Genomic DNA, 12,900 nt, shown 5'->3' on the forward strand with positions numbered 1-12,900 from the left:
GAGTCAGTCATGGTCAGGCCTTTTGTAGTACGTCCTTTACTGGCGCTGTGCGTCATTGGCGCAAGCCCGTTGACGCTGGCAGCCGAGGGCGGTGTCGGGCGGCCGATTACCGGGCAACAGGTATTTTCCAACGCCGGGATCGTCCCGCCGGAGGCCGGCTGGGTGATGTCCCTGACCAGCATCTGGTACGACGGCGACTTGAAGGGCAAAGCGCAAGTACCGATCGCCGGCGCCCTGAGTACCGGGCTGGACATGAAAGTGTCCTACACCATGGCCAACTTCACGCATATCTGGGACACCGGCAAAGGGCGCTGGAACTACGCCTCGGCCATCGGCGTGCCAGTGCAATACACCGACGTCACCGCCAGTGTCACCGGCCCCCGTGGCAGAACCCTGGGCAACGAGGACACCGGGACCCAGTTCGCCGACATGCTTGTGACGCCGATTGCGGCGGGTTACCACATCGACGAGGTCAACCACCTCTCGTTCTCGCTGCCGATCTATGTGCCGACCGGTGCCTACAACGATGACCGCCTGGCTAACCCTGGCCAGAACAATTACACCTTCATGCCCACCGTCGCCTTCACCCACCTGGACGGCAAGGGTGGCGAGTTCACACTGTCCAGCGCGCTGGAGTTCTACACCGAGAATGACGCCACCGATTACCGCAACGGCAACATCTTCACCCTCGATGCACTGTGGACCCACGGTTTCGGCAACGGCTGGAATGCCGGTATCGCCGCAGGCTACATCCAGCAGGTGACTGATGACTCGGGAAGTGGCGCTACCAGCGGCTTTCGCGGCCGCTCGGTCGGTGCTGGCCCGGCCGTTGGCTGGGCTGGCAAGTTCAACGATGCCCAGGCCAGCGTCAGCGCCCGTTGGGTACCGGAGTTCGATACCAAAAACCGGCCAGAAGGCAATGGCATCAGCGTCAACCTGACATTAGCGTTTTTCTAAGGAGTGACCAGGGATGGCCACCGATTCCAGACTCATTCCCGTCATTCCAACATTCATGTTCCGAATCAAGGACCCGTCATGACTGCACTCAACGACCTCAACGCCCTGCAAGCCAGCATCGCCGAAAGCGTCCTGGGCCAGGATCAGGTGATCCGGCAGATTCTGCTCGGGCTGCTGGCCAACGGGCATTTGCTGCTGGAGAGCTTGCCGGGACTGGCCAAGACCCGCACGGTCAAGGCGCTGGCCAAACACCTGGACGCGAAGATGAGTCGCATCCAGTTCACCCCTGACCTGCTGCCGTCGGACATCACCGGCGCCGAGGTCTTGCACCAGGTCGACGGCAAGAACGAGATCCAGTTCCAGCCCGGCCCGTTGTTCGGCAACCTGATCCTGGCGGACGAAATCAACCGTGCCCCGGCCAAGGTCCAGGCGGCGTTGCTGGAAGCCATGGAAGAGCGGCAAATTACCGTGGCCGGCAACAGCCATGTACTGCCGGAACTGTTCATCGTGGTCGCCACGCAGAACCCGATTGAACAAGAAGGCACCTATCCCCTGCCCGAAGCGCAGATGGACCGGTTCCTGATGAAAGTCCTGCTCGACTACCCGAGTGCAGAAAACGAGAGCCAGGTGTTGCGCCTGCTGCGTGAGGAAGAATTTGCGCTGGGTGCCAAAACGGCACAGGTCCAGGGCTTCTCACTGTCTCAGGAAGTGATCTTCGCCGCGCGCCGTAAAGTCAGCGCGGTTCACGTGTCCCCGGCCATCGACCGCTACCTGATCGACCTGATCAATGCCACTCGCCACCCGGCCGATTACGACGCCGATCTGGGCCGCTGGATCGCCATCGGCGCCAGCCCTCGCGGCGGCATCGGTCTGGACCGTTGCGCCCGCGCCGATGCCTGGTTGCAGGGGCAGGATTTCGTTTCGCCGGACAACGTGCGCGCCGTGGTCCATCCGGTGCTGCGTCATCGTTTGCAACTGAGTTACGACGCGGTGGCTGACGGCGTGACGGCGGATCAGGTGCTTGATCGTCTGCTCGACAAGGTTGCGATTCCGGCCTGAGGTAGAACATGAAAAGCACCGACGGCCTGGTCTATGTCTCGCTCGCGCAACTGATGGCGCTGGAGTTCAAGGCCCGTGACTTGAGTTTTCTGGCGCGGCAACCGCAAGGCAGCATCCTCGCCGGCAACCATGCTTCGCGGCTGCGCGGGCGTGGGCTGAATTTCGACGAATTGCGCCGCTACCAACCGGGGGACGACTTGCGTCACCTCGACTGGCGCGCTTCGCTGCGCACCGGCAAACCGGTGGTGCGCACCTTTACCGAAGAGCGCGATCGCCCGGCACTGATTCTGGTGGACCAGCGCATGTCGATGTTCTTCGGCTCGCAGCGCAGTTTCAAATCGGCCATTGCCGCTGAACTGGGCGCACTGGCGGCGTGGATCACGTTTAACGCCGGTGATCGGGTTGGCGGGCTGGTGTTCAACGATTCACGCATCGACAGCATTGCTCCGCTGCGCAGCCGCAAACGGATCGAAGCGTTGTGCAGCCGGATTGCCGAGCAGAACCAGCAACTGAACGCCGCCAACCCCGACGCGGAAGGCGAAGACCAACTGGACAAGGTGTTACAGCATTGCCTGGCGGTGGCCGGGCATGACCATTTGATCTGCATCGTCAGCGACTTTGCCGGCGCCGGCGAACGTACCTTGCAATTGATGCGGCAATTGGCGACGCACAACGATGTCATCGCCATGCAGGTGTATGACCCTTTGGCGCTGAACCTGCCGAAAAACGGGCGCTTGCTAGTCACTCAAGGCCAGTTGCAGGTGGAACTGGCGGTCGAGCAGCGCAGCGTGCATCAGCCGCTGGGGGATTTCCTCAGTGGGCGGCTCAAGGATGTCGCGACATTGCTGCGTCGCAGCCAGGTGCCGTTGATGATGTTCAGCACCGCGACCGACGCGCAGGAACAACTGCGGGCAGAACTCGGCAGGGGGCGGCGATGAACCCGAACATTCCGAGCATCGATCAACTCAAGGAAATTGCCCTGCCGGCGCCGGTCAGCTATGCGCCGCAGACGTGGGGTTGGTGGGTGTTGCTGGGGGTGCTGGTGGTGGCTGTTGTATTGGTCAGTGCGCGGCGGTATTGGCAGTGGCGACGGGATCGATATCGGCGGGAGGCGTTGGTGCGATTGGCTGAGTTGCAGGCCAGCGACAATCAGCTCAAAGCATTGCGCGAACTCCCCGAACTGCTCAAACGTGTCGCCCTCTCGATGCCCTCCCCTTGGAATAAAAAACCTGTGGGAGCGAGCCTGCTCGCGAAGGCGGCCGATCAGTCGATACCCATGGTGACTGTGAAGACCCCTTCGCGAGCAGGCTCGCTCCCACAGGGGACAGTTGGTGCGCTTGGAGGGGAGGACTGGCAGGCCTTTTTGGTGCAGCACAGTGCATCGCCGCTACCCGCCGACTTCAGCCAGCAACTGGCGCAGTTGGCGTATGCCCCTGATTCAACCCTGCTCGCATTGCCAACCGAGCAACGCGAGTACCTGTTCAACACCTGCAAACTCTGGGTGGAGCATCATCATGTGGCAGCTTGATTACCCCTGGTTGCTGATCCTGCTGCCATTACCGTGGTTCGGCTATCGCTTCCTGCCCGATTACCGCGAGGCCCGCAGCGCCGTGCGCGTGCCGTTTTTCGGTGCCATGAGCCGCGCGATCGGTCAGGCACCGAGTCAGGCCGGCACACGCAATAACCGCTGGCAGCTCGCCTTGAACCTGATGGTCTGGGCGCTGGTGCTGCTGGCCGCCGCGCGTCCGGTGTTCGTCGAAAAACCCATCGAACGCCAGCAACCGGTGCGCGACCTGATGCTCGCCATCGACATCTCCCAGTCGATGGAAACCACCGATTTCACCGACGCCAATGGCCAGAAAATCAATCGTCTGGCGGCCGTCAAAGAAGTCGTGCATGGCTTTATCGACAAGCGTAAGGATGATCGCCTGGGGCTGATCGTGTTCGGCAGCGGCGCCTATCCGCAGGCGCCATTGACCCTGGACCACGCCAGCCTGTCGCTGTTGCTCGACGACACCGGCATCGGCATGGCCGGCCCCAACACCGCCATTGGCGATGCGATCGGCCTGAGTCTGAAACTGCTCGACCAAGCCCACGAACAAGAGAAAGTGCTGATCCTGCTGACCGACGGCAATGACACCAGCAGCGCCATCACCCCGGACCACGCCGCAGAAATGGCCGCCGCCAAAGGCGTAGTGATCCACACCATCGGCATCGGCGACCCGACGGCCGAAGGCGAAGCCAAGGTCAACCTGCAAGGTTTGCAACAGATCGCCAAGGCCACCGGTGGCCAGTTCTTCCGCGCCGAGGACCGAACCGCGCTGGATCGGGTCTACAGCACCCTCGACAAGCTGACCCCGCACCAGGTGAAAACCCTCAGCCATCAGCCGAAAAAGGACCTGTTCTGGTGGCCGCTCGGCGCCGCCATCGGGCTGCTGGCGTTGTATCACCTGGGCGCCCTGCTCCGCCCCCACCTGACACTCGCGCGTCAGCGGCAGGAGGCTTGAAATGGAGATCAACCTCAACGACTTCCATTTCCTGCGTCCGCTCTGGCTGTTGCTCGTGCCATTCGCCGCCTTGCTGCCGCTGCTCTGGCGCCGCAGCCGCGACTGGCAACGACGCTTGCGCAGCAACATTGCCGAGCACTTGCTGCCGCACCTGCTGATCACCCCGCAGGATCAACAACGCTTGCGACCGGTGCATCTGGTCTGCGCCGTGTTGATGCTGGGCGCTGTCGCGGCCGCCGGCCCGACCTGGGAGCAGGATCGCCCGGACTTCCTGGAAAACCGTGCGCCGCTGATCATCGCCCTCGACCTGTCGCCGTCCATGGACGCCAGCGACGTACCGCCGAGTCGACTGGAAGCGGCCAAGCACAAACTGCACGACCTGATCCACCGTCGCGCCGGTGCGCGCAACGCGCTGATCGCCTACGCCGGCAGCGCGCACCTGGTGTTGCCGCCCACCGATGATCCGGCTTTGCTGGAGACGTTCATTCAGGCCCTGAGCACCGACCTGATTGCCAAGCACGGCAAAAACGTCGGTGCAGTGATAGAGCAAGCCAAACGCCTGCTCGCCGCCGAGAAAACCCCGGGCACGCTGCTGCTGATCACCGACGGCGCCGACACTTCGCAACTCGCCGGGCTCGACAAGCAACTCGACGGCAGCGCGCTGCAAGTGCTGATCCTCGCCGTCGGCAGCGAGGATGGCGGCATCATTCATGACGCCAGCGGCCAGCCGCGCACCGACAGCAACGGTCGCCCGGTGCTCGGCAGTTTTGATCAGGCGGCGCTCAAGCAACTGGCATCCGCCGTGGACGCGCCGCTGGGCAGCCTGACGCTGAACAATGACGATCTCGACTGGGTGGAACTGCACGCCGAGCAGCACTTCCAGAGTGCCAGCGACGAACAGCGCGAACTGCACTGGAAAGACGCCGGTTACTGGCTGTGCTGGCCGTTGCTGCTACTCGCGTTTTTCAGCGTGCGCAAAGGCTGGAGTCTGAACTGGATGGCCGGTGTATTGCTGACACTGGGCGTTGGTTTCCAGCCGACCAGTGCCGAGGCCAACGCCCTGACCGACGCCTTCTTCACCCCTGATCAGCAAGGCCGCTGGGCCTTTGAGCACGAGCACTTCCCACAGGCCGCTGCGCGCTTCGTCGATCCATACTGGAAAGGCATCGCCGCCTATAACGCGGCGGACTTCGATCTGGCACTGGCCAGCTTCGCCCGACTGGAAACACCGCAGGCGTATTTCTACCTGGGCAACATTTACGTGCGCCGCTTCAAATTTGATCAGGCGATTGCCGCGTACACCCAGGCGCTGAAGTTGCAGCCGCAATTCCCCGAGGCCACGGCCAATCTGGCCTTGGCGATTGCGTTGCAGAAGGACACCGAAAGTGCCGAGCAGAACGCACCCGAGGTCAAGCCGGACGAAATCAAGATGGACAAGGCACCGGGCAAGGGCCAGAGCAAACCGGTGCAAACCGAACAGGCGGCTTCGGATGAGCAGTGGTTGCAGAACTTGAGCACTTCGCCGGCGAAGTTCCTGAAGCAGAAATTCAGTTTGCAGGACCAAGCGGGGGCCAGACCATGAACCGAGTCGTGGCCTTCGCGAGCAGGCTCGCTCCCACAGGGGATCTTCAGCGCACACGAATCAACTGTCGGAGCGAGCCTGCTCGCGAAGGCGTCCGAACAGTCACTACCAAACTCACAGGCCTGTTCCTCTGCCTGCTCACCACCGCCACCCTGGCCGCCGAACCCGACCTCCGCGTGCAGACCCACCTGCAACCCAATGACTCAGTCATGGTGGGCGGCATTCTGGAGCTGCAACTCGACGTCCTCACCGACAGCTGGTTTACCGACGCGCCAACCCTGCCTGACCTCAAGCTGCCGGGCGCACTGGTCCTGCCGCCCGACGGCCACGCCGAGCACATCAATCAGACACTCGACGGCAAATCGTTCAACGGCATGCGCTACACCTACCGGATCACCCCGAATCTGGCCCAGGGTTTCGACATCCCGCCGCTGACCGTGCAGGCCACGCCAGGCCAGGCCAGTGCCCCGTTGAGCGCGCAAAGCCAGCCACTGCACTTCACCGCTGCGCAACCGCCGGGGTTCAAGCCCGGTGAGCTAGTGTTGGTAGCGCAAGGCTTGCGTCTCACACAGAAAGTCATCCACTCGGCGACGCCGCTGAAAGTGGGCGACAGCATCACCCGTCAGTTGACCTTGCAGGCCGACAACGCCATGGCCATGTCCCTGCCAGCACCAGCGCTCGGCGATATCAGTGGCTTGAGCCGTTACCCGAAAAACCCGCAAATCAGCAATCTGGACGACGGCCGAGGCAACTTCAACGGCGGCCAGCGCATTGACACTGTGACGTACCGCATCGACACCGAAGGCCGTTACAACCTGCCTGCCATCGACCTGACCTGGTGGGACGCCAGCAGCCAGAAAACCCGCACCGCGCAAGTCCCGGCGGTGAGCTTCGAGGCTGCGGCCAACAGCGCTTATAAACCGGTGTTCTCAATCACCGAAGACCTGAAAAAACTCGGCCAGCAAAGTAGCGTGCACCTTTCCGGACACTGGCTGGCGATCCTGGCGTTGCTGTTGGTGGCGATTTTGGCCGGATGGTTCGCCCGTCCCTTCGTGTATCGCGCGTGCCTCGCCGCCAAAGCCCGGCGTCAGGCACGGCACGCGGCATGGCTGGAATCTGCCGACTACGCCTGGCGGCAGATTCCGCGGCAAATCGATGGCAAACCGGCTCAGTTGAGTGCGTTGTACCTGTGGCTCAAGCGCAGCCACCTGGGCCTGAAATTGAGCACGCTCAGCCCTCGACTGCAAGACCTGCTGCGCGCCTGCTACGGCCCTGCGCCAACCGAAGATCAGGCATTGCGGCAACTCAAGGATTCGTTGTCTACGCTGCATAGTCAGGCCCGACAACAGCAGGCCTTGCCCGCCTCGGCATTACGGCCGTTAAACCCTGTTCACCAAAAGGATTTCCCATGACGAACCCGGTATCGATCTGCCATCGCTTCGGGCTGACCCTGCTCTTCGCGCTGGCCCTGCCGTTGCTTGCGCAAGCCGCCGAACCACTGCCCTCGTGGAACGACGGCCCGTCGAAGAAACACATCATCGAGTTCGTCCAGGCCGTCACCGACCAATCCAGCAAAGACTTCGTCAAACCCGAAGACCGCATCGCCGTGTTCGACAATGACGGCACCTTGTGGAGCGAGCAGCCAATGTACTTCGAGTTGCTGTTTGCCCTCGAAGAGGTCAAGCGCACCGCACCGCAACACCCGGAATGGAAAACCACCCAGCCGTTCAAGGCCGTACTGGAAAACGATCACAAGGCGCTGGCCGCCTCCGGCATGGGCGGCATCCTGAAAATCTTCGGCGCGACCCACACCGGGATGACCACCGAAGCCTTCGATGACTACGCCAAGACCTGGCTGAGCCAGGCCAAGCACCCGAAAACCGGCAAGCTGTACACCGAGATGGTGTTCCAGCCGATGCTGGAAATGCTCGACTACTTGCGCGAACAGAACTTCAAAACCTACATCGTCTCTGGCGGTGACACGGCCTTCATGCGCGCCTTTGCCGAGAAGGTCTACGGCATCCCGCCGGAGCAGGTGATCGGCACCACATTTGTCACAGCCTTCCAGTACAAGGACGGCAAGACCTCGATCCTGCGCACCCCGAAACTGGCCCACAACGACGACGGCCCGGGCAAACCGGAAAGTATCGACGCGGTCATCGGCAAGCGGCCGATCCTCGCCTTCGGCAACTCCGACGGCGATTTGCAGATGCTGCAATGGACCGCCGCAGGGCCGGGCAAACGATTCATGGGGCTGGTGCATCACACCGATGCCAAACGCGAATGGGCCTACGACCGCAAGTCCGACATCGGACGGCTGGACAAGGCCCTCGACGAAGCAAAAACACGTGACTGGACGGTCGTGGACATGGCCGCCGAATGGCGCCGAATCTATCCCTACGACGCCGCCACTCCCGAGCAAGTGAAGTAAAAAAAGCGTAACGCAGGACCGCAATAAACGTTTGTCGCATTAGGCGACGCAAGTGAGTAAAAGGAGCAGGTCAGATGACTCGCATACACAAATGGCTACCGAAGCTCGCCCTCGTGGCGGCCTCGGTCATGGCGATTTCGGCAACCGCCGGGGCCGCTGAAAAACCCAACATTCTGGTGATCTTCGGCGATGACATCGGCCAGACCAACATCAGTGCCTATTCGATGGGCGTGGTCGGGTACAAGACGCCGAACATCGACCGGATTGCCAAAGAAGGCATGATGTTCACCGACTACTATGCGGAGAACAGCTGCACGGCCGGACGCTCGTCGTTTATCACTGGCCAGACGCCGCTGCGTACCGGGCTGTCGAAAGTCGGCGCGCCAGGTGCCTCGGTCGGTCTGCAAAAGCGCGATATCACCATCGCCCAGGCACTTAAGTCCCAGGGTTATGCGACCGGCCAGTTCGGCAAGAACCACTTGGGCGACAAGGATGAATACCTGCCGACCAACCACGGTTTCGACGAGTTCTTCGGCAACCTGTACCACCTCAACGCCGAAGAAGAGCCTGAGCGTCCGTACTGGCCCAAAGACGACCCTGAGTTCGTCAAGGCCAACTCCCCGCGCGGCGTGATCCACAGCTTCGCTGACGGCAAGATCGAAGACACCGGCGCCTTGACCACCAAGCGCATGGAAACCATCGACGACGAAACCACCGCCGCCGCTCAGGCATTCATCGAGAAACAGGCCAAGGCGGACAAACCGTTCTTTGTCTGGATGAACACCACCCGCATGCACTTGTTCACCCACGTACGCGAATCGATGAAGGGCCAGAGCGGCATGCCCGGCAACGAATATGCGGACGGCATGCTGGAACACGACGGCGACGTCGGCAAACTGCTGAAGACCCTCGACGACCTGAAAATCGCCGACAACACCATCGTCGTCTACACCACCGACAACGGCCCGAACCAGTTCTCTTGGCCGGACGCGGCGACCACGCCGTTCCGTAACGAGAAGAACTCCAACTGGGAAGGTGCTTACCGCGTACCGGCGATGATTCGCTGGCCGGGCAAGGTCAAGGCCGGTGAAGTGTCCAACGAGATGTTCTCGGGCATGGACTGGTTCCCGACCCTGCTGGCGGCGGCTGGCGATACCGGTGTGAAAGACAAGCTGCTGAAGGGCTGGGCACCGGTTTCCGGTGGCGCCAACTTCAAAGTGCACCTGGACGGCTACAACCAACTGCCTTACCTGACGGGTCAACAGCCTAAAGGCGAGCGCAAGGAGTTCTACTACTTCAACGACGACGGCGTGCTGGTGTCGATGCGGTGGGATAACTGGAAAGCCGTGTTCTGCGAGCAACGCGCACCAGGCGGTTTCAAGGTCTGGAGCGAACCATTCGTGTGCCTGCGCGTACCGAAAATCTTCAACCTGCGCATGGACCCGTATGAACGCGCCGACATCGTTTCCGATCAGTATTACGACTGGACCACCAAAAACGTTTACCTGGTCGCACAAGCGGTGACCAAGTCTGCGCAATTCCTGCAGACCTTCATCGAGTACCCGCCAAGCCAGAAACCGGCCAGCTTCAGTGTTGACCAGATCCGTGCTGCGGTAGATGCGAAGATCGCTGAAAAAATGAAAGCTGCACAGCCTGCACAGTAAGATCGCGTGACCGCCGCTCGCCTTCACCGGCGAGCGGACTTATTTTCAGCATGAGGCCAGCAAGGTCACAGGCTTTATTGAATCGGAACAAGGCAACCCGCAATGTCCTCACGTGTCGCCAGCAAGTCGTCGACCCTACCTGCCCCGCACACCGTCGCGTCCCCGGCCCTGTTGATTCCCGCCCTGCTGCTGTTCGTCTCCGGCGCCGCCGCGCTGGTGTACCAGGTGCTGTGGATCAAGCAGTTGTCGCTGGTGGTGGGCGTCGAGGTGTATGCGATCACCACGGGCATCAGCGCGTTTTTTGCCGGGCTGGCCCTGGGTGGATTGCTGTTCGGCCGCTGGGCTGATCGCTTGCAGCAACCGGTTCTGCTGTACGCGGGGCTGGAAGTATTGGTGGCGGTGCTGGGCGTCGGTGCGACCTTTGCGATGAGCATGGCGGCCAGTCCATTCGCCTGGCTGGAACAGCATATCGGACTCGCCGCATGGGTCTTGCCGTTTGCGCTGGTGGGCATTCCTGCGCTGTTAATGGGGGGCACGCTGCCGGTACTGGTTCGCTCTTTGGCCAGTGACCCGCAATACCTGGGCAAGGCTGGCGGCCAACTTTATGCCGCCAACACCGCCGGCGCGATTGCCGGGACCCTCCTCGCGGCCTTCGTGCTGATCGCCACCCTCGGCGTGCGCGGCAGTGCCTTGGCCGCCGCAATGCTGAACCTGTTGGCCGCCGCTGGTGCGCTGTGGTTTCAACGCCATCGCCCGGCGCCGCTAGAGGCCCCGGTCAAACACCACGTGGCCAAAGCGCCGGATCGCCTGGCGCTGTGGCTGTATTCCATCGCGGGTGGTGTGGCGCTGGGCTACGAAGTGGTCTGGTCGCAATCCATCGTGCAATTCATGAGCACCCGCACCTATGCGTTTGCCGTAGTGCTGGCGACCTACCTCACCGGCTTGTTCCTCGGCAGCGCCCTGCTGGCTCGTCGGGTTGATCGCATTCGTGATCCCTGGGGCGTGTTTGGCTTGCTGATTGCCGGCGCCGGCCTGATCGCGTTGCTGGAAGTGGCCTTTCTCGGGCGCTGGCTGGTGTATGTGCAATCCCAGGCCGAAATCGCCGTGTTGGCCATGGGCGCCAGCGAGTTGATGGGCATGAGCGCACGGTTCGCCGTGGCGGCGCTGAGCATCGTGTTCGTTCCGACCGTGTTGCTGGGCGCGGCGTTTCCGCTGGCGCTGCGCCTGAGCGTGGGCCATGACCACGTCGGCAAGGATGTCGGGGCCGTTGTTGCGTTCAACACGCTGGGCGGGATTGTCGGCGTGATGCTCTGCGGGTTCCTGCTGATCCCGCTGCTGGGACTGGTGCACACCCTGGGTCTGCTGGCGATTGTCGCTGCCGGGATCGGTTATTTCGCGGTACGTAAAGGGCATCACGTCAAGAAAGGCCGGCGTCAGGCTGTGGTCGCCCTCGGCCTGTTGTCGGTGGTCGTGGCGGTGTTCACACCGGTCGACAAACTCGCCAGCCTGCTGCCCGGTGCCCGCAACGGTACGTTGGCGTTTTACGAAGAAGGCCGCGGTGGCACGGTGGCCGTGGTCACACAGGGCAAGGGGCCGAAGACCTTCCAACGCCTGTATATCCAGGGCGTGTCCAACACCGGCGATGCCATGCCATCGCTGCGTTACATGCGGATTCAGGCGCTGTTGCCACTGCTGATCCACAACGGCGAACCGCGCTCGGCGCTGGTGATCGGTTTTGGCACCGGCATCACCGCTGGCGCCCTGACCCGCTATCCGGGGCTGGAACATCGCGTGGTCGCCGAGTTGTTGCCGTCGGTGGTCAAAGCCGCACCGTTGTTCAAAGGCAACTTCAATGCCGCCGCCGACCCGACGGTGGATGTGCGCTTGCGCGACGGCCGCCAGGAACTGCTGCGCAGCCCGCAGAATTACGACTTGATCACCCTCGAACCGCCACCACCCTCCGCCGCCGGCGTGGTGAATCTGTATTCGCGGGATTTCTACCAACTGGCCGCCAGCCGTCTGGAGAAGAAAGGCCTGGTCGCGCAATGGCTGCCGTTGCCGACCCAGAACATTGATGATTCGCGCTCGCTGGTGCGCAGCTTCCTCGACGTTTTCCCCTACGCCACGCTGTGGACCAGCGAGTTCCACGAGATGCTGCTGGTGGGCTCTCTGGAACCTGTCGAACTGGACGCGGCGAAGATCAGCCAACGGTTCCAGCAGGAATCCGTGCGCAGCACGATGCAAGATGTGGGCGTCGGTTCAGCCGCGGCATTGCTTGCCACGTGGGTGACCGACCGCGCCGGGCTGGAACGGTTTGCCGCCGATGCGCTGCCGGTGACCGATGATCAGCCACGGATCGAATACGCTCCGTGGGTACGCGCCAAGGAAATCAGCCGCGTGCTGCCGGCCCTGCTGGATTTGCGTCAGCCGATACCGTTATTGAATGCCGACGATGGCTTCATCGAACGCATGAACGCCCATCAGCAGCGCCTGATGCAGTTCTATCGGGCGAGTCTGCACGCGTATGACGGTGATCGGGATGCCTGGGCCAGGGATATTCGTGAAGTGATGATGGGTGATGGGGGTAATCCGTATTACCGCTGGTTTGTCGGCGACGGCACGTAAGCCCCGAAGACATTTCGACGCGAAACAGGTAGGGTGCGCAGAATCATATAGCCATCACTGTATCGCGTCGCGGGA

The 12,900-nt window shown here is 62.1% G+C and carries 10 protein-coding genes; all 10 read left to right on the plus strand.

Annotated features, from left to right (window positions below; genetic code table 11):
• Positions 1-9: 9 nt before the first annotated feature.
• The 10 genes from ACWKV5_RS16660 to ACWKV5_RS16705 all read left to right on the plus strand — a co-directional run bounded on the left by ACWKV5_RS16660 (position 10) and on the right by ACWKV5_RS16705 (position 12,825).
• Positions 10-957, plus strand: coding sequence for a SphA family protein (locus ACWKV5_RS16660; RefSeq protein ID WP_483842146.1), 948 nt, complete (start codon positions 10-12; stop codon positions 955-957).
• A gap of 78 nt (positions 958-1,035) precedes the next feature.
• The gene (locus ACWKV5_RS16665) at positions 1,036-2,016 is read left to right on the plus strand and encodes an AAA family ATPase (RefSeq protein ID WP_483842147.1); all 981 of its coding nucleotides are present in this window, start codon (positions 1,036-1,038) and stop codon (positions 2,014-2,016) included.
• An 8-nt stretch (positions 2,017-2,024) separates the two neighbouring features.
• Positions 2,025-2,954 (plus strand): DUF58 domain-containing protein, encoded by a 930-nt coding sequence (locus ACWKV5_RS16670; RefSeq protein ID WP_483842148.1) that lies wholly within the window; start codon positions 2,025-2,027, stop codon positions 2,952-2,954.
• Positions 2,951-3,544 carry a DUF4381 domain-containing protein gene (locus tag ACWKV5_RS16675; RefSeq protein ID WP_483842149.1) on the plus strand — a complete coding sequence of 198 codons (594 nt, stop codon included), beginning with the start codon at positions 2,951-2,953 and terminating at the stop codon, positions 3,542-3,544. The genes ACWKV5_RS16670 and ACWKV5_RS16675 overlap by 4 nt, the downstream gene beginning before the upstream one ends.
• On the plus strand, positions 3,531-4,523 hold the full coding sequence (locus ACWKV5_RS16680) for a vWA domain-containing protein (protein ID WP_483842150.1): 993 nt from the start codon (positions 3,531-3,533) through the stop codon (positions 4,521-4,523). The genes ACWKV5_RS16675 and ACWKV5_RS16680 overlap by 14 nt, the downstream gene beginning before the upstream one ends.
• 1 nt (position 4,524) lies before the next feature.
• Positions 4,525-6,105: a VWA domain-containing protein gene (locus ACWKV5_RS16685; RefSeq protein WP_483842151.1), complete on the plus strand. Its 1,581-nt coding sequence runs from the start codon at positions 4,525-4,527 to the stop codon at positions 6,103-6,105.
• Entirely contained in the window at positions 6,102-7,517 is a 1,416-nt protein-coding gene (locus ACWKV5_RS16690; protein WP_483842152.1) for a BatD family protein, read from the plus strand. The genes ACWKV5_RS16685 and ACWKV5_RS16690 overlap by 4 nt, the downstream gene beginning before the upstream one ends.
• A complete protein-coding gene (locus ACWKV5_RS16695; RefSeq protein WP_483842153.1) occupies positions 7,514-8,536 on the plus strand; it encodes an HAD family hydrolase in 1,023 nt (340 codons plus the stop codon). Before ACWKV5_RS16690 ends, ACWKV5_RS16695 begins: the two co-directional genes overlap by 4 nt.
• A 74-nt stretch (positions 8,537-8,610) precedes the next feature.
• The gene (locus tag ACWKV5_RS16700; protein ID WP_483842154.1) at positions 8,611-10,200 is read left to right on the plus strand and encodes an arylsulfatase; all 1,590 of its coding nucleotides are present in this window, start codon (positions 8,611-8,613) and stop codon (positions 10,198-10,200) included.
• Positions 10,201-10,302: 102 nt separating this feature from the next.
• A complete protein-coding gene (locus ACWKV5_RS16705) occupies positions 10,303-12,825 on the plus strand; it encodes a fused MFS/spermidine synthase (protein ID WP_483842155.1) in 2,523 nt (840 codons plus the stop codon).
• Positions 12,826-12,900: the final 75 nt, after the last annotated feature.

The sequence above is a fragment of the Pseudomonas oplopanacis genome (assembly GCF_057128725.1).